The sequence below is a fragment of the Psychrobacter sp. AntiMn-1 genome, assembly GCF_001854065.1.
Lineage (GTDB): Bacteria > Pseudomonadota > Gammaproteobacteria > Pseudomonadales > Moraxellaceae > Psychrobacter > Psychrobacter pacificensis.
On sequence record NZ_CP012969.1, the window covers coordinates 2,423,548 to 2,447,982 of the forward strand.

Here is a 24,435-nt window from a genome sequence, read left to right on the forward strand (position 1 = left end):
CATTTAACGTGTATGGTTAATCTAAACCATAACGAGAAAGCCTATAATTAATATAGTGACTTTTGATAGATGTAATATCAGGTAAAAATTAACAATTTTACCGCCAAAGGCTTGCATTCTATGCTGGATATTGTATAATGCTGTCCTTTACATCCATAGGCGATTGGCTCAATTGGTAGAGCATCGGTCTCCAAAACCGAGGGTTGTAGGTTCGAGTCCTACATCGCCTGCCATCTTCTTATCTCATCTTTGTTGTACCCCATCATCTCCGAAGCGAGTTCTTTATGAGCAATAATCAAGATAACCTCGAGACTAAGTTATCTGATGCCAAGGCGGTTGCTGGTGGAATGCTGTCTAAAGATAAGCACATCTCAGCGAGCGGTACTTCTGCTGTTGAAGTTGCTAAGACTGGCTCAATCAAAGATTTGATTTTGTGGCTACTTGCCGCAATTGTTTTGATCGGTGCGACTCTCGTTAATCAATATCTACCAGGCTATTGGCAACCTGCCAACGATGTCTGGGTACGTATTGGTATTATTGTTGCACTTGTTTTATTTGCATTAATTTGCTTGGCGCTGACGCATCAAGGTCGTGCTTTTAAAATATTATTAAGAGACGCAGGTGTTGAGCTTCGCCGAGTGACATGGCCAGGTAAAGACGAAACCTTTCAATACACATGGCAAGTCATTGTCGTAATCGGAATTGTTGGGTTTTTTATTTGGTTATTAGATAATTTCTTTAATTGGTTCGTTGGTATCTTTATCGGTTAATAGCACGTATTAGTGACTATTAACGAGAGATTTACTTATAACGACTTATTCATAATGATCAGGAGCGTGATATGCGTTGGTATATTGTCCAAGCGTTTTCAGGATATGAAAAACAAGTACAACGTTCGTTAACTGATCGTATTAACCGTAGTGACTTTGCTGAGTCATTCGGTGATGTACTGGTTCCTACTGAAGAAGTCGTCGAAATGAAAGACGGCAAAAAGCGTAAGAGTGAGCGTAAATTCTTTCCAGGTTATGTATTGATCCAGATGGAGATGAACGATAATACTTGGCACATCGTAAAAGATTGCCCTCGTATTATGGGCTTCGTTGGTGGCACGCCTGAGATGCCTGCACCAATTACGCAAGTAGAAGCGGACCGTATTTTGAACCGTTTGAACCAGACTGAAACTGACCCACGTCCTAAGACGCTATTTGAGCCAGGCGAAGAGTTATTGGTTATCGATGGTCCATTCACTGACTTTAAAGGGTTAGTAGAAAAAGTGGATTATGAGAAGTCTAAACTACATTTAACGGTAAACGTATTTAATCGACCTACGCAGGTTGAGCTTGAGTTTAGTAAAGTTGAAAAACTAGACTAAATCAGCAAAAAGTTAATCAACCGGGGAGCTGTTAGTCAACTAGGTATATGTCATATCACGTTGATTTGGCGCTATCACCCATTTAGGAGAGTATCATGGCTAAGAAGATTGATGGTTACATCAAACTGCAAGTGCCTGCAGGCAAAGCAAATCCTTCACCACCGATTGGTCCAGCTTTGGGTCAAAAAGGCGTGAACATCATGGCGTTCTGTAAAGAATTTAACGCTGCGACCTCAGGCCAGGAGCCAGGTCTACCGATCCCAACTGAGATCACAGTATATAACGATAAATCTTTTACCTTCATCATGAAGTCACCACCAGCTGCGTACTTACTACGTAAAGCTGCTGGCATCGCTAAAGGTTCAGGTACACCGAACACTGCTAAAGTCGGCAAAGTGGACCGTGCACAACTAGAAGAAATCGTTAAGACTAAGAATGCAGATTTAACGGCTGCTGATCTTGACGCTGCTGTCCGTACCATCGCTGGTACTGCACGTTCAATGGGTATTACCGTGGAGGGTGTATAATGTCTAAGCTAACCAAACGTCAAAAAGAAATTCAAAGCCGTGTTGATAACGAAAAACAATACACGCTAGAAGAAGCTGTTCAAATCCTAAACGATTTGCCAGCGCTAAAATTCAAAGAGTCTATCGATATTGCAGTAAACTTGGGCGTTGACCCACGTAAATCTGACCAAGTCGTTCGCGGTGCAACCAATCTACCTGCTGGTACTGGTAAAACTAAACGCGTTGCTGTATTTGCTCAAGGCGCTGCTGCTGAAGCCGCTAAAGAAGCTGGTGCGGACATCGTTGGTTTTGAAGACCTAGCAGAAGAAATCAAAGCCGGTAACATGGACTTTGATGTTGTGATCGCAGCTCCTGATGCTATGCGTGTTGTTGGTCAATTGGGTACGATCCTAGGTCCACGTGGTCTAATGCCTAACCCTAAAGTTGGTACGGTAACGCCAAACGTTGCTGAAGCTGTGACTAATGCGAAAGCGGGTCAGGCTCAGTACCGTGTTGATAAAGCTGGTATTATCCATGCAACTATCGGTCAAGTTGGTTTCACTGCTGAGCAAATCGAGCAAAACGCGCAAGCGATTCTTTCTGATTTAAAGCGTGCTAAGCCTGCTACTTCTAAAGGTACTTTCATCAAGAAAATCACCTTGTCTAGCACGATGGGCCCTGGTCTAACGATTGACGCTGTTCCTTATCGTACTGCAAAATAATTAAAGTCTCTATTTTTGAGTACTTGAACTTCAAGTATTTTGAATGTCGAGCACATACTATATTCAAAAATTAGGTCAGCGTAGTATTTGCTACGCTGTCTAAGACCGTAGGTAGAGAGTGGTTTAGCGTCATAAGTGACAATTTTCGAATGGTTAAATATGACACTGAGTCACTTTTGTTAATCGACGACAGATGAAAATCTTAGTTGTCCTACGCAGACGGTGGCCCACACAGTTTAAGACACGAGCGAATAGGGCGGTAAGGTTATTTATATAATCTTCAAACTATTACTCAACGTCATTCTGATAACGGTGCCGTAATCAGTCGTTACCAGTAGATGCTTTTTTTATTAATTGAATCCGCTGGTAATGTGTCGTATCAAGTCAGTCCTAGCTTGAAATTTAAGCTTGCAGAAATTTCGATTTTTAGCGCTTTTATGATAAGCAGATTGATAAGATTAAAGGAGTCAACTTATGGCATTAACGCTAGAGCAAAAACAACAAGTTGTGGCTGAAGTGTCTGAAGTTGCTGCTAATGCTTACTCAGCAGTAGCTGCCGAATATCACGGTATTGGTGTTGCACAGCTTACTCAGCTTCGCGTACAAGCCCGTGAAAAAGGCGTCGTTTTGAAAGTGGTAAAAAATACCCTGGCAAAACGCGCTTTTGAAGGCACTAAGTTTGAGAGCATGTCAGACCGTATGACTGGTCCACTACTTTTGGCTTTCTCTATGGAAGACTTGGGATCTGCCGCTCGAGTCGTTTTCGACTTTAGCAAAGACAACAAAGCTTTAGAGACCAAATTAGTATCAGTCGGTGGTGAAGTTTATGGTCCAGAAGAGCTAGAGCGCGTATCGAAGCTACCAACTCGCGACGAAGCAATCTCTATCTTGATGGCTACTATGAACGCACCAGTGACCAAGCTTGTCCAGACTATGAACGCTGTTCCTGGCAAGTTCGTTCGCACTGTAGCGGCAATCAAAGACGCAAAAGAAGCTGCTTAATTGCTTGTTTTAACGTAACTTTAACATTGCTAATTTTGGTTGAATTTTATTGCCACATTCGGCAATCAATCAAAGCGATATTAAAATCAATTAATTTTTATCAGATAACGGAGAGTTCTCATGGCACTATCTAAAGAAGATGTGTTAAACGCAATCGCTGAAATGTCAGTAATGGACATCGTTGAGCTAATCAGCGATATGGAAGAAAAATTCGGCGTAACTGCTGCTGTTGCTGCTGCTGCACCTGTTGCTGCTGCTGCTGGTGGCGCTGCTGCTGCTGAAGAAAAAGACGAGTTTGACGTTGTTCTTGCTAGCTTCGGCGACAAGAAAGTTGGCGTAATTAAAGCCGTACGTGAAGCAACTGGTCTTGGCCTAAAAGAAGCGAAAGATTTGGTTGAAGGCGCTCCAGCTCCAATCAAAGAAGGCGCATCTAAAGCTGAAGCTGAAGAGTTGAAAAAGAAACTTGAAGAAGCTGGTGCAACTGTTGAACTAAAATAAGTTTAACACTGTACAGAAAAAAAAGCTGGTAATGCCTTGCATTGCCGGCTTTTTTTTATTATAATTCGTAGCTTGACCTTTTGTGTCTGCCAACATACGTATGCATTAACGGTGGATACCCATCAAAAGGACAGACGATATACATGCAAGTACACATACCAGTTTTTAAAATCAGTTAATATCAGCTAAACGTCTGTAGATGTTTGGCATTTTTTTGTGTCTGCATGCTTTCCTATCAACACTATAGTTTATACTGATTCTTAAAGTTATAGTTACCCCAATTATTAATCCTGAAAAAAGCGGTATTCTGAAAAAGCTGGTGATCATAAGTTGCCTACTTGGTGTGGCATGACTGTCGATATTAAGTCTTATAGACAGTTTGCATGTGTAGGGAACATAGTTCGGTAATAAGCAGTCTAGATGGCAAGTGGCTTATATGCAATCTTAATAGACGTTATTTTCCAGCAATGTATTTGTAAATTAAGCCTCATAGGCAATGCATTATAGATTATATAATATTGAATTTTTTGGTTGCAACAGTCATATAGATTGATTCACTTACCATGAATTTAGCAAGCAACGACGAGATTAAGTGAAGTGTGCTAGGTAAGCACTGATGAGTAAAGTAGTAATTGACAGAAAAGACATGAACTGAACACGAAAACCCGTTTTATATTATCGTTTACGTCGCTAAGTGTGCATCGTATTTATGCATATTGGCCACGCTTTTAATTTGTTTCCACGTTTACTGTAAGGACTCTCGATGGCATATTCTTATACTGAAAAAAAGCGTATTCGCAAAAGTTTTGCTGAATTGCCCACTGTAATGGACGTTCCCTATTTACTGTCTATTCAAGTAGATTCTTATGAGCAATTTTTGCAAGAGCATAAAAAGCCAAAAGCTCGTGAGAATACTGGTTTGCAAGCTGCGTATTCCTCTATTTTCCCAATTGAGAGTCACTCTGGTAACGCGGAGTTGCAATTTGTTGAGTACTATTTAGGTACGCCTGAATTTGATGAGCGTGAGTGTATCTTACGTGGTTCAACGTTCGCGGCGCCGATGCGTGTCAAAATTCGTTTGATCATCAAAGATAAAGATAGCAAAGATAAAGATAGCAAAGCCGCTATCAAAGATATCCGTGAGCAAAGCGTTTACATGGGCGAGATACCTTTGATGACGGCGAACGGTACTTTCATTATTAATGGTACTGAGCGTGTTATCGTATCTCAGCTACATCGTTCACCTGGTGTGTTCTTTGACCATGATAAAGGTAAGTCGCATTCAAGTGGTAAAGTGCTTTATAACGCGCGTATTATCCCTTACCGTGGTTCATGGTTAGACTTTGAATTTGATGCAAAGGACTTAGTCTTTGCTCGTATTGACCGTCGCCGTAAGCTATTGGCGTCTATCATTCTACGTGCACTTGGCCTGACTACATCTGAAATTCTAGATTTGTTCTTTGATAAAGTTGCTGTTTATAAAGCTGAAGAGACGTTTGAAATTGATCTAGTTGCTGATCGTCTACGTGGCGAAATGGCGCAGTTTGATATCGTATCACCTGAAGGTGACGTTATTGTAGAGCAGGGCAAACGTATTAACGCACGCCGTATCCGTCAGCTTGAAGAAGCAGGTATGACGAAAATTGCTGTGCCTGATGAATACCTATATGAGCGTATTTTAGCTGAAGACATCGTTGTTAATGATGAAATCATCGCTAAAGCGAACACGCCAATCGACCACGAGTTATTGGTGAAATTGAACTCATTTGAAGCCAGTGGTGCCATCAAAGAGTTCAGCATTTTGTTCACTAACGATATCGACCAAGGCAGCTATATTGCTGATACGCTACGTGCTGATAGCACCTCAACCCGCGAAGAAGCATTGATCGAAATCTACAAAGTTATGCGTCCAGGTGAGCCGCCAACGGTTGAAACGGCTGAGAAACTGTTTGAGAGCATGTTCTTCAACGCCGATCGTTATGACCTATCTAACGTCGGTCGTATGAAGTTCAACCGTCGTCTTGGTCTGCCATTTGAAAACACCGATGACCCAGACGTACAACGCGAACGCAGTGTATTGACCAACGATGATATCGTTAATGTTCTAAAAGAACTTATCGAAATTCGTAACGGTCGCGGCGATGTCGATGATATTGACCATCTAGGTAACCGCCGTATTCGTTCAGTGGGCGAGATGGCAGAAAACCAATTCCGTGTTGGTCTAGTACGTGTTGAGCGTGCCGTAAAAGAGCGTTTGAGCTCAGCAGAGTCAGACAACTTGTCACCACAAGATTTGATTAACTCTAAGCCAGTAGCGGCTGCGGTTAAAGAATTCTTTGGTTCAAGCCAGTTGTCACAGTTTATGGATCAGAACAACCCATTGTCTGAAGTTACCCATAAGCGCCGTGTATCAGCGTTAGGACCTGGTGGTCTAACTCGTGAACGCGCAGGCTTTGAAGTACGTGACGTACATGATACCCATTATGGCCGTGTATGTCCTATTGAGACTCCTGAAGGTCCAAACATTGGTCTGATCAACTCACTAGCGACATTTGCTAAAACCAACAGCTTTGGCTTCTTAGAAACGCCATATCGCCGTGTGGTTGATGGTAAAGTGACTGATGATATTGAATATCTATCAGCAATCGAAGAAGTCGGTACTGTTATTGCACAGGCTGACTCTCCGATGACTGAGGATGGCGCGTTATCTGACGAGATGGTCAGTGTACGTAGCTATGGTGAATTTGTTCGTATGCCGCCAGAAAAAGTGACGCATATGGATGTATCACCAAGTCAGGTAGTATCGGTTGCAGCAGGTCTGATTCCGTTCCTAGAGCATGATGATGCTAACCGTGCCTTGATGGGCTCGAACATGCAGCGTCAGGCGGTTCCTACCCTGCGTGCTGATAAGCCATTGGTAGGTACCGGTATGGAGCGTCACGTTGCTCGTGACTCAGGTGTTTGTGTCATCGCTAAGCGTGGCGGTGTGATTGAAGATGTTGATGCATCACGTATCGTGGTTCGTGTCAACGAAGACGAGATGGTTGCTGGTGAAGCGGGTATTGATATCTATAACTTGATCAAATACACGCGCTCTAACCAAAACACTTGTATCAACCAACGTATCATCGTTAACCAAGGTGACGAGATTGCTTTGGGTGATATCTTGGCTGATGGTCCATCAACGGATCTTGGTGAGCTAGCACTTGGTCAGAACATCCGCATCGCATTTATGCCGTGGAATGGTTACAACTTTGAAGATTCAATCTTACTATCTGAAAAAGTCGTAAAAGAAGATCGTTTCACTACGATTCATATCCAAGAATTGACTTGTGTGGCTCGTGATACCAAGCTAGGTACAGAAGAGATCACGGCTGATATTCCAAACGTTGGTGAAGCCGCACTATCAAGTCTTGATGAAGCAGGTATCGTCTATATCGGTGCTGAAGTTGATGCTGGTGATATTCTCGTTGGTAAAGTGACGCCAAAAGGTGAAACGCAGCTAACGCCAGAAGAGAAACTACTACGCGCTATCTTTGGTGAAAAAGCGGCGGATGTGAAAGACACTTCACTACGCGTACCAACTTCAAGTAAAGGTACGGTTATTGACGTACAGGTTTTCACCCGTGATGGCGTTGAAAAAGACGCACGCGCAAGAGCGATTGAAAAATCGCAGCTTGATAGCTATCGCAAAGATTTGAAAGAAGAGCTACGTATCTTTGAAGAAGCGGCTCGCGGTCGTATTAGTACTCTACTAGATGGCCAAAAAGTCAGCGGCGGTGCTGGTCTAAAAGCCGGTACGGTTATGGCATTGGCTGATATGAAAGATATGAGCCTTGAAACATTGCTTGATATCCAGCCAGTAGAAGAAGAAATCTCTGAGCGTCTGACGCAAATCTCTGATTACTTGGTTGATAAGCAAAAAGACATCGATGTGAAGTTTGCCGAGAAAAAACGCAAATTGACTGCTGGTGATGACTTACAACATGGCGTACAAAAAATCGTTAAAGTATATCTAGCGGTTAAGCGTCGTATTCAGCCTGGTGATAAGATGGCTGGTCGTCATGGTAACAAAGGTGTGGTATCGCGCATCATGCCAGTTGAAGACATGCCTTATGATGAAAATGGTAATACAGTTGACATCGTATTGAACCCACTTGGTGTACCATCTCGTATGAACATTGGTCAGGTTCTAGAGACGCATTTGGGTATGGCAGCGAAAGGATTGGGCGAGAAGATTGATGGTATGCTCAAATCTCAAGCAGCGATCAAAGAGCTACGTGACTTCTTGGACAAAATCTATAACCAAGTAGGCGGTGAGCAAGTTGATCTTGATAGCTTAAGTGATGATGACATCATGGCGCTAGCAGACAACTTACGTGGCGGTGTACCAATGGGCACAGCAGTATTTGACGGCGCAAAAGAAAGCCAAGTCAAAGACCTGCTTGAGCTTGCTGGTATGGATCGCGATGGTCAGCAGACATTATATGATGGTCGTACAGGTCAGAAATTTGACCGTAAAGTGACCGTGGGTTACATGTACATGCTCAAGCTTAACCATTTGGTTGATGACAAAATGCATGCGCGTTCAACGGGTTCTTACTCTCTAGTCACGCAGCAGCCACTCGGCGGTAAAGCGCAGTTTGGTGGTCAGCGCTTCGGTGAGATGGAAGTGTGGGCATTAGAAGCATACGGCGCGACTTACACGTTGCAAGAAATGCTAACGGTGAAGTCGGATGACGTTGAAGGCCGTACTCGTATGTACAAAAACATCGTTGATGGTGAGCAGTATATGGATCCAGGCATGCCTGAGTCGTTCAACGTACTGACCAAAGAAATCAAATCATTGGGTATTAATATTGAGTTAAAACAAAGCAACTAGCCCGTTGTTTAACTTAGTTGTCCACTAAAGGCAGTCTGCTTTATTGCTGCTGCTTTTAGTGATTTGTCTCAACCCTATTCATTGCCTTCATTCATCTTATCTGCGTCAATGGTACGCTGTCAGATGATTATAAAGATAACGGAGAAGCAACTTGAAAGATTTACTCGATATCATGCAAAGCCCTACCGGCAACGGTAATACAGAGTTTGATAGCATTCAAATTACTCTAGCCTCACCTGACGTCATCAAGTCATGGTCGCACGGCGAAGTAAAAAAACCTGAAACCATCAACTATCGCACGTTCAAACCTGAGCGTGATGGTCTTTTTTGTGCCAAAATATTTGGCCCAGTAAAAGATTTTGAATGTCTATGTGGTAAATATAAGCGCCGTAAGTTCCAAGGCGTTATCTGCGAAAAATGTGGTGTTGAAGTCACCACTGCGAAAGTTCGTCGTGACCGCATGGGTCATATTGACCTAGCCAGTCCTGTGGCGCACATTTGGTTCCTAAAATCACTACCAAGCCGCATCGGTCTATTGCTAGACATGACATTGCGCGATATTGAGCGCGTCCTATATTTTGAAAGCTACATCGTGACTGATCCTGGTCTGACTTCTTTAGAGAAGTATCAGTTGCTTGATGATGAAGATTATTACAAAGCACTTGAAGAGTTTGGCGACGAGTTCACTGCCAAGATGGGTGCGGAAGCTGTCCAAGACCTATTGAAAGATATCGATATGGATCTTGAGATTGATGAGCTGCGTGAAGCGATTCCACAAACAGGTTCTGAGACCAAGCTTAAGAAGATGTCTAAGCGTCTTAAATTATTAGAAGCATTCCGTGACTCTAATAACAAGCCTGAGTGGATGGTAATGAATATCTTGCCAGTACTACCACCAGATTTGCGCCCGTTAGTACCGCTAGAAGGTGGTCGTTTTGCGACGTCAGATCTAAACGATCTATATCGCCGTGTGATCAACCGTAACAACCGTCTTAAGCGTCTGCTTGAGCTGAGCGCACCTGATATCATCGTACGTAACGAAAAACGTATGTTGCAAGAGTCAGTGGATGCGTTGCTTGATAACGGTCGTCGCGGTCGTGCCATCACTGGTAGTAACAAGCGTCCATTGAAATCTTTGGCTGATATGATCAAAGGTAAGCAAGGTCGTTTCCGTCAGAACTTGCTTGGTAAGCGTGTCGATTACTCTGGTCGTTCGGTTATCGTTGTGGGCCCAACATTACGTTTACATCAGTGTGGTCTACCGAAGAAAATGGCTCTAGAATTATTCAAGCCATTTACTTATAACAAACTATTGTCTCATGGTTTAGCGACTACGATTAAAGCTGCCAAAAAGATGGTAGAGCGTGAAGAGCCACAAGTATGGGATATGCTGGCCATGGTTATCCGTGAGCATCCAGTACTTCTCAACCGTGCGCCAACACTTCACCGTTTGGGTTTACAGGCATTTGAGCCAGTATTGATCGAAGGTAAAGCCATCCAGTTGCATCCGCTTGTTTGTACTGCATTCAACGCCGATTTCGATGGTGACCAAATGGCCGTTCACGTGCCATTGACCCTTGAAGCACAGCTTGAATCACGTGCCTTGATGATGTCTACTAATAACATCTTGTCACCTGCGAACGGTGATCCGATCATCGTACCCTCACAGGACGTTGTACTTGGTCTATATTACATCAGTCGCTCGTCTATCAATGCCAAAGGCGAAGGCATGATATTTTCGACCGTCAACGAAGCTTTGCGTGCAATTGGTTCAAATGATTTGCATGTAAACGCGAAGATCAAAGTGCGTGTCACTGAAACGCAAATTGACGAAGACGGTAACGAGACCAAAGAAACCAGTATCAAAGATACGGTTGCTGGTCGTCTACTTATCTGGAACATCATGCCTAAAGGTATGACGTTTGATGAGTGTAACCAAGAGATGACGAAGAAAAATATCTCTCGTTTGATCAACTCTTGCTACCGTAAAGTGGGCGTCAAAGAAAGCGTTATGTTTGCTGACCAATTGATGTATCTTGGTTTTGCTCAAGCAACGCTATCTGGTGTGTCTATCGGTATCGATGATATGGTCATTCCACCACTGAAAAAACAAATCATCGAAGTGGCAGAAGGCGAAGTTCGCGAAATCGAAGATCAATTTGAGCAAGGCTTTGTGACCGCTGGTGAGCGCTATAATAAAGTCGTTGATATCTGGTCACGTACCAATGACAAAGTCGCTAAGGCGATGATGGATAATTTGGCAACAGATAAAGTTATCAACGCGCAAGGCGAAGAAGACGAGCAGAAGTCATTCAACTCGATCTTTATCATGTCGGATTCTGGCGCTCGTGGTAGTGCGGCACAGATTCGTCAGTTGGCCGGTATGCGTGGTTTGATGGCGAAACCAGATGGCTCAATCATTGAGACACCAATTAAAGCGAACTTCCGTGAAGGTTTGACTGTACTACAGTACTTCATCTCAACGCATGGTGCACGTAAAGGTCTAGCGGATACAGCACTGAAAACGGCTAACTCGGGTTACCTAACTCGTCGCCTAGTTGATGTGGCGCAAGATTTGGTGATCACCAGTGATGACTGTGGTACTGAAGAAGGCCTACTCATGAAGCCACATATCCAAGGTGGTGAAATCATTGAGAAGCTAGGTGATCTCGTACTTGGTCGTGTGACTGCCCGTGACGTTACTTACAATGATGACAGTGAAAAAGTATTGATTCCAGCGGGTACCTTGATTGATGAGTATTGGGTTAATGTCCTTGATAACAACGCAATCGATGATATCTGGGTACGTTCGGTGATTACTTGTGATATCGAACATGGTGTGTGTTCACAATGCTATGGTCGTGACCTTGCACGTGGTCATAAAGTGAACATCGGCGAATCAGTTGGTGTTATGGCCGCTCAGTCCATCGGTGAGCCAGGTACTCAGTTAACCATGCGTACGTTCCACGTGGGCGGGGCCGCGAGTTCAGCATCTGTGGACAACAGCATCTCTGTACGTAATGCTGGTCAAGCGCACTTTGAAAACATGAAAACGGTACAGCATACTGATGGTCACTTAGTCATCGTATCGCGTTCAGCTGAAATCGCGTTGACTGATGAGCTTGGCCGTGAGCGTGAGCGCTATAAAGTACCGTACGGTTCAAGCGTTCTTGTGAAAGACGAAGAGCAGGTTGAAAGCGGTCAAACCATCGCTAAATGGGATCCGCATACCCATCCAATTATCACAGAATTTGCTGGTACAGCACGTTTCAGTGATATCGTTGATGGTTCAACGGCGACCGTTAAGGTTGATGATGCCACTGGTATGAGCTCGTTTGAGATTCTAGCGACTCGTGACCGTTCAAGTTCAGCAAAAGACTTACGTCCTGCCATTATCTTGAACACTGACGAAGGCAAAGAAGTGGTTTACTTCTTACCAGCTGAAACGATCATTCGCGTGAGCGATGGTGAAAAAGTAGCAGCAGGTTCGATTCTAGGCCGTGTCCCACAAGCCTCTTCTGGTACAAAAGATATTACCGGTGGTCTACCACGTGTTGCTGATCTATTTGAAGCACGTCGTCCAAAAGATCACGCCATCATGGCAGAAATGACAGGTGTCGTAAGCTTTGGTAAAGAGACCAAAGGTAAGAACCGCTTCATTATTACCAATGAAGATGGCGAAGTACATGAAGAGCTGATTCCAAAATGGCGTCAAATCAACGTCTTTGAAAACGAGACGGTAGCACGTGGTGAGATTATTGCAGATGGTCCACAAAACCCGCATGATATCTTGCGTTTGAAAGGCCAGACGGCACTTGCTGATTATATCGTCAACGAAGTACAGGACGTTTATCGCTTGCAGGGTGTAAAAATCAACGATAAGCACATCGAAGTTATTATTCGTCAGATGCTGCGTAAAGTTGAAGTCACTGACGGCGGCGATTCAAGCCACTTCAAAGGTGATCAGGTCGAGTATGCAGATATCAAAGCGTTGAATGCGAAACTAGAAGCGGAAGACAAATTCCCAGTACAGTTTGAGCGTCAATTATTAGGTATCACTAAGGCAAGTCTTGCAACTGAAAGCTTTATCTCAGCGGCGTCTTTCCAAGAAACAACCCGTGTACTAACGGCGGCGGCTGTGACTGGTAAAGTGGATGAGCTACGTGGTCTGAAAGAAAACGTGGTGGTTGGTCGCTTGATTCCTGCAGGTACGGGTCTTGCTTATCACAAGGCACGCAAAGAGACAGCGGATCAGAAGCTACAAGACAGTGATCTAAATGCAGCGTTTGATATGACTGCAAGCACTGACAGCAAAGACTTTGCAAGCTTTGATGAGGCCTTTGCTCAAGAGCTAAATCAAAATAATTAATTGTATTAAATATTTTTGATTCATTTTCAATTCAAAAAAAGCCAGCCTAAGTCGCTGGCTTTTTTGTGTGTATAAAAACTGAGAAAGGCATGGTGCTATTATCTAAAAAAATAGTACACTGGAAAATAAGCCTCAATTTACTATCTATAGAAGGATAAGTCGCACATGGCAGGTAAAACTCGCGTTGCCAAATATCAAGCAGATCGTACCAATCAAAAACTGTATTTCTGCCGTCTCTCTTGTCAAGCAGCAGGCAGCACCAATGATAAGCAGCTATATCAAGCTCATTGTGAAACGGCTATTTTTCATTTGTATGGTGCGCTGCTGGCATTCACTCAAGAACTGGGTCATTTTTATAGCTTAAATATGACCGCACCAACTTTGTCAGATATTGAGCAAGCACTAAGCGAGCGCACGCAGGTATCTCCTGAGATTCAGCGTTTGCAGCAATTGCAGCAGCAAGGCTTTATTGCAAATATAGAGCGCGCTTATGAGCGTTGTCTCTATGCGGTACCACCAGATACGGTTGTGGATGAAAAACCAAGTAGCGATTTAGCCGCGCCCGACCTTATTGTGAATGTCGTTACTTTGTCAAATCAATGGTTACCTGATGAGGCAACGATAAGAGAATGGCGTAATCAGCTTTTAGAGCTGATCGAGCAACTACGTGCAGGGATGGTTGATTTTTAGCAGGATGAGTCTATTCGAAATATAATATCTACAAAAAAAGGCTTATTCAGTGATGACTGAACAAGCCTTTTTTTTATATCGGTAGCTAGAGATACCAGTAGATTATTCTGGCATCGGGGGCATACGCTGGACCGGCGTAACCGATAAAGGGTTTTGCGGCACGCTATCGTTACTACGGCTATTGTTTGCTTGAGCTGCTGAGTTGTTAGTATCTGCAGTGGGCTCGGCGACTGTCGGTTTGCGCTGCTGAATTTGAGTCTTGACCGGTTTTGCTGGTGCGCTATTATCAGAGATGTCGTCATCATCAGTTATAATACCATCATCGGTCATTTCTATAATTTGCTGTTGCTGCTTTTTAGATTTTGAGCGGTTATTGATAGACACCCATTGGTTTGGCGTGTCTTTGAGCTGAGCTTTCATAAAGTCCATCCAGATGGGCAGGGCAGCCACACCACCATACTCTCGGCGACCCATAGATGTTGGCTGATCAAACCCCATCCATACAACCGTTGCATTGGTAGGATGAAACCCTGCAAACCAAGCGTCTTTGGCTTCGTTGGTTGTACCGGTTTTGCCGCCAATATCATCACGGCCTAAGGCTTTTGCTCGTACTGCAGTACCACGTTGCACCACATCACGTAAAATATCTGCCATTTCAAATGCTACTCTAGGCTTTAATATCCTTGGTGCTTGTTTGGCTGCTATGTATTGTACGACAGGTGCTTTTAGGCGATCTGATTGTGGACCAGCGTCATAGACAGTAAGATCGATTGCTTCATCCGTTTCTTCTACATTTTCACTATTTTCTAGCTCTGTGCTCTCGGTAGCCAATTCTTCAGTAGTACTGTTTTTATCTTCTAATGATTTGTTATATTCTTCTATCAGGTTTTTATTAACCGCTTCAAGTTGCTCATTAAAGCATAAGGCGCAAGCCTGAAGTGGATTGGCCTGAAATAATAACTCGTTTTTATAATTATAAATTTGCTCAATAAAGTAAGGTTGTACGCGGTGACCACCATTAGCAAAGGTTGAATACGCCGTTGCCATTTGCAATGGGGTTGCTTGTCCTGCCCCTAGAGCCAACGATAAAGTTGTTGGTAGTTTTTCTTTGTCTAGGCCGAACTCATCTAAGAGGTTGCGCGCATCAGAGATACCAATGGCTTGTAGGAGACGGATAGAAACCAAGTTGCGCGATAAATACAAACCGCGACGTAAGGTAATGTCACCTAAGAAGCGTTCATCAGAGTTTTTAGGTTTCCAGTCGCCTACTTGAGTAGGGCGATCTGAAACAATACTGTCTGGGCGATAGCCTTTTTCCAAAGCGGCGGTATAGACCAATGGTTTGATGGTTGAACCAGGTTGGCGCCATCCTTGTAAGGCTCGGTTGAACTTACTGTGTTTGAAATCAAAACCGCCTACTAATGCATTAACCGCGCCGGTTTCTGGATTTAATGAAACCAGACTACCTTGTATTTTGGGTATCTGCCCTAGTTGCCAATTACCATTTGCGGTAGGTATCACGCGGACAATATCGTTTTTGCTCACTATTTGGCCAGCATTATTAGGATAGTAACCGATACGATTGGCAGAGATGTATTTGCGTGCCCAGCTCATGCCAGACCAATTGACCGTTACACTTTCACCAGACTGTAATATCGCTTCAAAACTACGAGAGTTGACCTTGGTAACTTTGGCAGGAGACATATTGCTATAGCGCTGAAAGTTTTCGAGAGGCTCGTCATTTGCCTCTGCACCGCGCCAGCCATGACGATGCTCGTAAGCAATCAGCCCAGTTAATATGGCAGCCTCTGCCGCCGTTTGTGCCTTGCTATCGACCGTGAGACGAACGCGCCAACCACTGTGCATGACTTGCTCACCATAGCGTTCAACTAAGGTTGCACGTGTCATTTCTGCCAAATAGGGCATATTAACGTCGAGTTTTTCTTGATATAGCTTAATGCCAACGGGGGAGTTAACGGCCTCATCATGCTGAGCTTTGGTGATATAACCAAGCTCATGCATACGGCCAATAATCCAGTTACGCCGAGTCAACGCGCGGCTAGGATTGGCAACAGGATTATATTTAGAAGGGGCTTTTGGTAAACCGGCAAGCATTGCCATTTCAGCAATAGTAAGATTATCTAGTGATTTACTGTAGTATTTTTTGGCAGCGGCGCGGATACCATAAGCGCCTTCGCCCAAATAAATCTTATTGACATATAAAGTCAAAATATCGTTTTTACTCAGCTCGTCTTCGATTTTACGTGCTAAAAATAATTCCGTCAGTTTGCGGTTTAGAGTACGCTCAGGACTTAAAAAATAATTTTTGGCGACCTGCATTGTAATAGTTGAGCCACCAGTCTGACTGTCATCATCAGTCACCACTTCAGTGACCGCACGCCCAAGACCTTTGATACTGATGCCACTATGCTGAAAGAAAGAAGCATCTTCTGCCGCTAAAAAAGCGTGAGTCAAATCTTCAGGAATTTCATCAAATGTGACTGGTAACGATAAACGATTGCCGTATTGGCCGATTAATTTGTCATCGCTACTATAAATCTGCAATGGCATTTCTAAATTGGCAGTTTTTATCTCTTGAATACTTGGCAAAGTTGGCGATAAATACATCGCCATCCCATAAAAACCAATAGGTACAGCAAGCGCTAAGATAACTGCCAATGCTAGGCAAGCGACGAAAAGTCCCACCAAGAAATGAATGAGACGAGCGGTAGCATTTTTTTTGGCCATAATAAGACTTATTCATTAGAATTTGTAGCGGATAAGGTATTATACCTTGAACAAAATCAACAGGTCATAATAAATGTGTAAGTAGGCCTTAATATATTTTTAAACGCTTGAATCTACCAATTAAGTAAAGTATTGTATTCAATTATTACAAATAACTATCAGATTGTACACTTAATATAAGGTATAGAGTTTGTGAGGCTATTTACTTCAAAAAGTCGACATTTGATTGGTGTGGATATTTGTGCCACTTCAGTAAAAATAGTGGACATACAGCGTCAACAAGGCATGTTCCACCTAAAATCTTACGGTATTGAGAGACTACCAGAAGGTGTAGTCGTCGACAAACTCCTAGTTGATACAGAGGCGGTTGGCAACATTATAGCGAGTCTAGCAAGACGTTGCCAAGTTGCGGGCAGTAATGCTGCAACCGCCGTATCAGGATCTGCCGTCATCACCAAAATTATTGATATGGATATGATGCTAAGCGATGTTGAGCGTGAAGCACAAATACGTTTGGATGCTGATCAATATGTGCCTTATCCATTAGAAGATGTCAATTTAGATTTTGAGGTGCTAGGTCCATCTTTAGTGAGTGAGGATATGGTACAAGTACTGCTTGCGGCCTCTCGCTCAGAAAACGTTGATCAGCGTGTTGATGCGTTGGCCTTTGGTGGTATGCAAACCAAGGTTATGGATATCGAGTCACATGCAATAGAGCGCGCTTTTGGACTGATGGCAGACAATCTGCCAAATATGCCAGAACTGGTCGCTTTGGTTGATATCGGCCATAATCAAACCACTTTATATATCGCAAAGAATGGTGAGTTTATTTATAGTCGCGAGCAATTGTTTGGCGGTGTTCAGTTAACAGAAGCGATTCAAAACCGGTATGGGTTGTCAGCTGAAGAGGCAACGCTGAGCAAACGTGAGCGCACATTGCCTGATGACTACTATCCTGAAGTTTTGACCCCTTTTATAGAAAATACCATTCAGCAAATCACTCGTTCCTTACAATTTTACTTCTCCTCAAGTCAGTATAGTAGTATTGACCACGTGGTACTTGCGGGTGGTAGTAGCTCCATTGCAGGTCTTGCTGGGATGGCACAACAAAAACTCGGTGTAAGCGTTAGTGTTGCCAATCCGTTTACCAATATGACCATTGCGCCTAATATCGATAATGAGCAATTGACCATTGACGCGCCAGGATTAATGGCTGCATGCGGTCTTGCGTTAAGGAGCTTTGACTAATGGCTCGTATTAACCTTTTACCTTGGCGACAAGAGGAGCGCGAGCGTCGTAACAAAGAGTTTATGACTCTGATCGTTGCGGTGACTTTGCTCACCTTATTGGCGGCCTTTGCTTCATGGAGCTATTTTAACAATGAGCTTGATGAACAGCTTGATGCTAATGCTTTGATTGAACAAGAAAATGCACGCTTAGACACCGCATTGACTGAGATTGACAGTTTAGAGCAGCGCCGTGAAGATATTATCTCACGTATGCAGGTCATTCAAGACTTGCAAGGTCGGCGTCCTGTACCAGTACGTTTGTGGGATGATCTGGCAAGAGCGATTCCACCAGCGCTTTATCTAACCAATCTCAAACGCGAAGGCGATGTATTAACATTGACTGGTCTGGCTGATAACCCAAACATTGTATCTAGCCTGATACGTAATTTGGACAGCAGTAAATGGATGGGTAACTCAGCAGTTAGCAATATTCAACAGAACATTAGCGCTTATGAAGCGGCCCCTGTACTAAATAATACCGTCACTACGGCTGGTGAGACACCGCGTCCAGTCTATCCTGAAGACAGTTATGTACAGTTCGTAGTGACGACTAAAGTACAATCAGAAACGCCTGTCCCTGCGGAAGATGGTGTGGGAGGGGAGTTATGAAACTTGTCCGTAAAAAAAGCCTGATCAAGACCAAAAAAATTGCTTCAAAACCAAAGAAGCAGTTTGATCTTAATGAATTTCGTCGCAGTTTTGAGTCACTAGACTCTGAAAACTATGGCAGCTGGCCGTTACCAGTGAAGGTGACGGTGATCGGTCTTATTATTACCTTTATAGCGGCCCTATCATGGGCGCTACCGATTAGTAGTAAAATCGATGAGATCAATGCTGCTGAAAGTCAGCAACAGACCTTGCTTGAAAGCTATCGTGAAAAAGAATCGCGCGCGCGTCACCTACAAGCCTATCAAGCACAGGTCGTTCAGATGGAAACGGAGTTTAATACCTTATTAGACCAGTTGCCAAAAGACACGCGTGTGTCAGAGCTGGTAGAAGGTATCAATATGACAGGTGTCGGTAGTAATATTCGTTTTCAAGACATCTCTGTCGAACCTGAGATTGAAAATGAATTTTTCATTGAGCAACCGATTCGCATTGCTGCTTTAGGTGAATATCATCAGTTTGGTAGTTTTATTAGTGGCCTTGCAGCACTGCCTCGTATCATCACCATGCACGATTTTGAGGTGAGTAACCCACAACCGAGCTTAGATGTTTTACCTGAGCTTAATCTAGTCTTGCAAACCAAAACCTATCGTTCAAAAGAAGCGACTCCTGAAGATGAAACGGCTCCTGCAGGTGATGCCGCCGCTACTGATGCAAATGCAGGAGGTAACTAATGAGTATGCAAAAACTACCCATGCTGTTGACTTTAAGTATCTCAGTGCTAGCGATGACTGGCTGTACGGATCGTATCGGTATGGCAGAGCAAGCGATGACTGACATCCGTAACCAGCCAGCGCAGCCTATCGAACCACCACCCAAAGCTGAACTAGTAGAAGACTTCGTCTATAGTGCAAGCTCACAGCGCAGCCCGTTTTTACCACCGAGCTTGGTGAATGTAGAGGGTCCTACCACTTCTATTGATGGCGTGCGCCCAGATATTACACGTGTAAAAGAACCACTTGAACAATACGAGTTATCGCAACTGGTTTTTCGAGGCGTAGTAGTGTCGCCTGAAGGTCAGCGATACGCATTGGTACAACGTCCTGATGGTTCAGTTGCTAGTGTGAAGGTAGGTGATTATCTTGGATTGAATGACGGCCGTATTGTTGAAATCACGCCGACCCAGATCAATTTGATTGAAATTGTGCCAGACAGCCGCGCTGGGTTTATTGAAAAACCCCAGTCGCTGGTATCCCCTATAAGCTAAGTCGGCAGATTTTTTGAGGAATAAATAATGACAGTACGCAATAACAAGGTAATGATGATGAGCAACCGCGTTTCTTCTGCTTTTGCCATTTCAGCACTGGCAGTCAGCATGGTGGCAGTAAGTAGTAGCGCCCACGCTGCACAGCGCATCAATAATGTGTCTGTAGTGCAAACTGCACCAGCAGTGACACAAATGCGTTTGGGGTTCACAGGTTTACCAGTATTGCCTGCAGCCTACGAGCTTGATGATCCTAGCCGCTTGGTATTAGACTTTGAACAAGTACAAAACGGTCTTGCCAGTCGTTTCAACGAATACAATATCGGTATGGTCAATGATGTCACCACGTTGAGTAGCGACAGTACGACGCGTCTTATCGTTGGCCTCAAGCAATCAGGCAATTATACAACAGCGATTGAGGGTAACGAGCTACTACTGACCATTACAGATCCTGATCGTCCAGTGATTACTAGTGACCCTGTACAAGATGTCCTTAATAACTCTAGCGGCATCACCACCACTGCAGTCGTCACGCCAATCGTTGAGACCAGCACGGTTCCCGTTGCAGCTGTCAGTACAAATAATACCGTCGTGGTAGAAAACGAAGTACCAGCCGATACGATGGTAGTCAGAGTTAATCCACTGTTGAACCCGCAACTTGCTTCGGCACAAGTAAGTAAGCAATACAGCTATGATGGTCTCAGTGCGGTCAATTTTTCGGCAGGTAATGATGGTGGCGGTAACGTCAGCATGGTACTTGCCAACGAAGCCATTCCGGTAGATGTACAACGCCAAGGTAATAAGCTTGTCGTACGTTTAACAGGCAGTACGGTCCCAAGAAACTTGCTACGTCGATTAAATATTAATAGTGGTCTGGTGAGTAGCATCGATACTAAAAACCAAGGACAAAATGGTGTCATCACTATTAATATGTTTGATGATTACGAGTATCAAGCTTATCAGTCAGGCAATCAGTTAAATATTAGTATTAGCAAGCCTGAGCTGCTACGTGAGCCGACACTTGAGGAGAGAGTATACAGCGGCGAGCCACTGTCCATGGAATTCCAAGACGTTGAAATTCGCAGCGTGTTAGATATTTTAGCGCAGTTTACCGAGATGAATATCGTTGCGAGTGATTCAGTCGCTGGTAACATCACCTTGCGTTTGATCAACGTGCCTTGGGATCAAGCACTCGATATTATTCTAAAAAGTAAAAATCTAGGCAAGCGCGAAAATGGTAATGTGATTTTGGTTGCGCCTTCTACTGAACTTGCTGAGCAAGAAGCACGTGAGCTTGAAGCGCAGCAAGCTGTTCAATCTTATGCGCCATTACGTACTGAATATATTCGTTTGAGCTATGCAAAAGCACAAGATGTCCTGACTTTGATTTCTCAAGGAAGTGGCTCATCTGGTAGTAGCGGTATAGGGGGCACGAGCGGACTTACAAATCGTGGAAATGACAATAATACGTTGTTGTCGGATCGTGGTACGGTAACAATTGATGAGCGTACCAATACCTTGATTGTCAAAGATGTGGCAAATAGCATTGAAAATATTCGTACCTTAATTAGCAAGATTGACATCCCTGTGCGTCAGGTTATGATTGAAGCGCGTATCGTTAGTGCCACTGACAGCTTTAGTAAAGAGATTGGGGTTCGCTGGGGAATCTTATCAAATGGTGCAGCCAATAATCGTAGCTTGTTGGTTGGTGGTAGCAACCAGACACTAGCAGATCTTAAAGATTTTGATATAGAGACCACGACTGTCAATGGACAAACGGTTTCTTATCCTTCATATGACATCAGCCGTCCTGATAACTTAAACGTTGATTTAGGGGTGGATAATCCAGCCGGTAGTATCGCTTTTGGCCTATTAAGTTTATCTGATGTGATGCTTGATCTTGAACTATCAGCATTGCAAGCGGACAATCGCGGTGAAGTCATCTCAACCCCGAAAGTTTTGACGGCCGACAAGCAAACCGCAAAAGTTTCTTCTGGTACCCAGATTCCTTATCAGGAAGCCTCAGCGAGCGGCGCAACTACAACCAGTTTTAGAGAAGCGGCACTGAGTTTAGAGGCGACGCCAAATATTACCCCTGATGGCAAAATTGGTCTACAATTACTTATCACCAATGGTACACCATTATTTACCAATGGTATCGTTGCTATCAATGAAGATTCTATCTCAACCAATGTGATCGTTGAAGATGGTCAAACGGTGGTATTGGGTGGGGTCTTTAGAAACCGCACTAACAACAATGTGGACAAAGTGCCGTTTTTAGGCGATTTACCATACATTGGCCGTGCATTCCGTAAAGATGTGCGCAATAACAATAAGGAAGAGCTGTTGATATTTGTCACACCAAAATTGATCAATGATGGCACAAGTCGCTTGAATTAATCATAAATTTGTTGATTATTCACTAAAAAAGTAAGCCTTAGTGCTTACTTTTTTTTGTGCGTAAACTTAGCCTCTTTAATATTGCGAGCTATATGCATGGATTAATGGACGATAAGCTCTAAATATTACTAACAATAATCACAGCGCATTACTAGCCAGAATATCAATGACGTTGTATGATAGCTAATTTAGCTGAGTGAGTATTATGGTGCAGGAATTGCCGTCGGTGTTTTTAGTGGGTCCGATGGGAGCGGGGAAGACGACGATCGGTAAGTTACTGGCCAAGCAGTTAGGTCGCACTTTTGTAGATAGTGATTGGTATATCGAATCGCAAACCGGTGCTGACATTGCTTGGATATTCGCCAAAGAAGGTGAAGCGGGTTTTCGTGAGCGTGAAACGCGTGCCATTGATGAGCTGACTCAAGCCCCTCAAATTGTATTGGCAACTGGCGGTGGCGCAGTATTGGCTGCTGAAAACCGAGAGTTCTTAAGACAGCGTGGCATCGTGGTTTATCTCAATGCCCCAGTCGATGTGCAAATGGCCCGCACTTCTAAAGACAAGTCACGGCCTCTTTTACAACAGCCTAATCCTAGAAAAATACTGCAAGATCTATATAGTATTCGCGATCCATTATATCGTCAGGTCGCGCATATTATTATGCCCACTGGTCACACTTATCCGCGTCATATGGTCAGCCAATTAATGCAGCAGCTGAACGCATTTTTTGATTGTAATGACACAACACCAAAAGACAATAAAGAGTAGACCGATATTATCTATTGATATGATAGGTAGGTATACTCAGCTACTTTTACCCAATTATAAATGCTTAAGGAGTGTCTCATGGCAACGTCACTGTTTCATGATAGCTTAACAGTTCGTACGCAAAGTCATGATTATCCAATCATTATTACTGAAGATGCGACGTCAAAAGATAGCAGTATGGCAAAGCAAGTCGCACCTTATATTAAGGGTTGCCAAGTATTGATCGTGACTAACGATACCGTGGCACCTCTATACTTGCAAGCTTTAGAAGGCGAGCTAGCAGAGCAGTTTACGGTAAAAGTTTGCGTGTTACCAGATGGTGAGCAATATAAGAACCAGACAAGCATTGACCAAATATATGATGCACTAATGGCAGAGCATTTCAATCGTGATGTCACGCTTATCGCACTTGGTGGCGGCGTGGTGGGTGATATGACAGGTTTTGCTGCGGCAAGTTTTATGCGCGGGGTCAACTTTATCCAAATTCCAACGACCTTATTATCGCAAGTCGATTCTAGCGTTGGCGGCAAAACGGGCATCAATCATGCGCAAGGCAAAAATATGATTGGCGCATTCTGGCAGCCGCAAATGGTGCTCGCTGATATGAGTACGCTCAAAACGTTGCCTGCACGTGAGCTGTCAGCAGGAGTTGCTGAAATTATCAAGTATGCGCTTATCATGGATGAAGCATTCCTGACATGGCTTGAAGAGAATTTAACTGCAATGATGGCGTTGGATCTGGCAGTACTTGGCGAAGCCGTGAAGCGCTGCTGTCAATACAAAGCAGATGTGGTCGCTCAAGATGAAAGAGAGTCAGGTGTGCGTGCCCTGTTGAACTTTGGGCATACGTTTGGTCATGTGATCGAAACCCATCAAGGTTACGGCAATTGGTTGCATGGTGAGGCGGTAGCGGCGGGCATGATGCAAGCAGCTGAACTGTCCCAAAAAATTGGTTGGTTGACCCTTGATGAGGTTGAGCGCATTGAGCGTGTTTTGATGCTAGGTAACCTGCCAACCAAACCGCCTGCCATTGATGTACAAACTGCTCTGGACTTGATGGGACACGATAAAAAAGTGAAACACGGACAAATCCGGCTGATTTTGTTAAAATCAATAGGGAGTGCAGTAGTGACCAATGACTTCGATAACGATCTGTTGCTCGAAGTATTGTCACAACACAGCGCATAATGTATCAAAATTTTAGTGAGTATTCGTACTAAAACTTGATATGTACAGCAGATTCATAGGCTGCACTAACTGCACTTCTATTTGAATGAGCATTGGTGTAATGCTCTTAAATATGTTTTTACCAAGGATATTC

At 43.8% G+C, this 24,435-nt stretch carries 17 protein-coding genes and 1 tRNA gene; 17 read left to right on the plus strand and 1 reads right to left on the minus strand.

Features of this window, described 5'->3' with window-relative positions:
- Positions 1 to 157: 157 nt before the first annotated feature.
- From AOT82_RS10390 to AOT82_RS10435, 10 genes are all read left to right on the plus strand, one after another.
- Positions 158 to 233 (plus strand) — tRNA-Trp (locus AOT82_RS10390).
- Between the two features lie 51 nt (positions 234 to 284).
- Positions 285 to 770 (plus strand): preprotein translocase subunit SecE, encoded by a 486-nt coding sequence (secE, locus tag AOT82_RS10395; protein WP_071002918.1) that lies wholly within the window; start codon positions 285 to 287, stop codon positions 768 to 770.
- Positions 771 to 841: 71 nt separating this feature from the next.
- Entirely contained in the window at positions 842 to 1,372 is a 531-nt protein-coding gene (nusG, locus tag AOT82_RS10400; RefSeq protein WP_071002919.1) for a transcription termination/antitermination protein NusG, read from the plus strand.
- Between the two features lie 95 nt (positions 1,373 to 1,467).
- The gene (rplK, locus tag AOT82_RS10405) at positions 1,468 to 1,899 is read left to right on the plus strand and encodes a 50S ribosomal protein L11 (RefSeq protein ID WP_071002920.1); all 432 of its coding nucleotides are present in this window, start codon (positions 1,468 to 1,470) and stop codon (positions 1,897 to 1,899) included.
- Positions 1,899 to 2,600 (plus strand): 50S ribosomal protein L1, encoded by a 702-nt coding sequence (gene rplA, locus AOT82_RS10410; RefSeq protein WP_071002921.1) that lies wholly within the window; start codon positions 1,899 to 1,901, stop codon positions 2,598 to 2,600. The genes rplK and rplA overlap by 1 nt, the downstream gene beginning before the upstream one ends.
- 474 nt (positions 2,601 to 3,074) lie before the next feature.
- A complete protein-coding gene (rplJ, locus tag AOT82_RS10415) occupies positions 3,075 to 3,602 on the plus strand; it encodes a 50S ribosomal protein L10 (protein WP_071002922.1) in 528 nt (175 codons plus the stop codon).
- Between the two features lie 120 nt (positions 3,603 to 3,722).
- Positions 3,723 to 4,100, plus strand: coding sequence for a 50S ribosomal protein L7/L12 (gene rplL, locus AOT82_RS10420; protein WP_071002923.1), 378 nt, complete (start codon positions 3,723 to 3,725; stop codon positions 4,098 to 4,100).
- Between the two features lie 763 nt (positions 4,101 to 4,863).
- On the plus strand, positions 4,864 to 8,982 hold the full coding sequence (gene rpoB / locus AOT82_RS10425; protein ID WP_071002924.1) for a DNA-directed RNA polymerase subunit beta: 4,119 nt from the start codon (positions 4,864 to 4,866) through the stop codon (positions 8,980 to 8,982).
- A gap of 151 nt (positions 8,983 to 9,133) precedes the next feature.
- Positions 9,134 to 13,351: a DNA-directed RNA polymerase subunit beta' gene (gene rpoC / locus AOT82_RS10430; protein ID WP_071002925.1), complete on the plus strand. Its 4,218-nt coding sequence runs from the start codon at positions 9,134 to 9,136 to the stop codon at positions 13,349 to 13,351.
- Between the two features lie 165 nt (positions 13,352 to 13,516).
- Positions 13,517 to 14,041: a DUF6586 family protein gene (locus AOT82_RS10435; protein WP_071002926.1), complete on the plus strand. Its 525-nt coding sequence runs from the start codon at positions 13,517 to 13,519 to the stop codon at positions 14,039 to 14,041.
- Between the two features lie 102 nt (positions 14,042 to 14,143).
- Here AOT82_RS10435 and AOT82_RS10440 read toward each other — a convergent pair whose 3' ends face one another.
- Positions 14,144 to 16,789 carry a penicillin-binding protein 1A gene (locus tag AOT82_RS10440; protein WP_071002927.1) on the minus strand — a complete coding sequence of 882 codons (2,646 nt, stop codon included), beginning with the start codon at positions 16,787 to 16,789 and terminating at the stop codon, positions 14,144 to 14,146.
- 192 nt (positions 16,790 to 16,981) lie between these two features.
- Between AOT82_RS10440 and pilM the strand changes: the two genes are divergently transcribed.
- From pilM to aroB, 7 genes are all read left to right on the plus strand, one after another.
- Entirely contained in the window at positions 16,982 to 18,037 is a 1,056-nt protein-coding gene (gene pilM, locus AOT82_RS10445; protein ID WP_071002928.1) for a type IV pilus assembly protein PilM, read from the plus strand.
- Positions 18,037 to 18,687: a PilN domain-containing protein gene (locus AOT82_RS10450; protein ID WP_071002929.1), complete on the plus strand. Its 651-nt coding sequence runs from the start codon at positions 18,037 to 18,039 to the stop codon at positions 18,685 to 18,687. Before pilM ends, AOT82_RS10450 begins: the two co-directional genes overlap by 1 nt.
- Positions 18,684 to 19,418: a type 4a pilus biogenesis protein PilO gene (locus AOT82_RS10455; RefSeq protein ID WP_071002930.1), complete on the plus strand. Its 735-nt coding sequence runs from the start codon at positions 18,684 to 18,686 to the stop codon at positions 19,416 to 19,418. The genes AOT82_RS10450 and AOT82_RS10455 overlap by 4 nt, the downstream gene beginning before the upstream one ends.
- Entirely contained in the window at positions 19,418 to 19,951 is a 534-nt protein-coding gene (locus AOT82_RS10460) for a pilus assembly protein PilP (RefSeq protein WP_058025948.1), read from the plus strand. Before AOT82_RS10455 ends, AOT82_RS10460 begins: the two co-directional genes overlap by 1 nt.
- 27 nt (positions 19,952 to 19,978) lie before the next feature.
- Positions 19,979 to 22,348 (plus strand): type IV pilus secretin PilQ, encoded by a 2,370-nt coding sequence (gene pilQ / locus AOT82_RS10465; RefSeq protein ID WP_071002931.1) that lies wholly within the window; start codon positions 19,979 to 19,981, stop codon positions 22,346 to 22,348.
- A gap of 205 nt (positions 22,349 to 22,553) precedes the next feature.
- Positions 22,554 to 23,114, plus strand: a complete 561-nt coding sequence (gene aroK, locus AOT82_RS10470; RefSeq protein WP_071002932.1) for a shikimate kinase AroK — start codon at positions 22,554 to 22,556, stop codon at positions 23,112 to 23,114.
- A gap of 78 nt (positions 23,115 to 23,192) precedes the next feature.
- On the plus strand, positions 23,193 to 24,302 hold the full coding sequence (aroB, locus tag AOT82_RS10475; protein WP_071002933.1) for a 3-dehydroquinate synthase: 1,110 nt from the start codon (positions 23,193 to 23,195) through the stop codon (positions 24,300 to 24,302).
- Positions 24,303 to 24,435 lie beyond the last annotated feature (133 nt).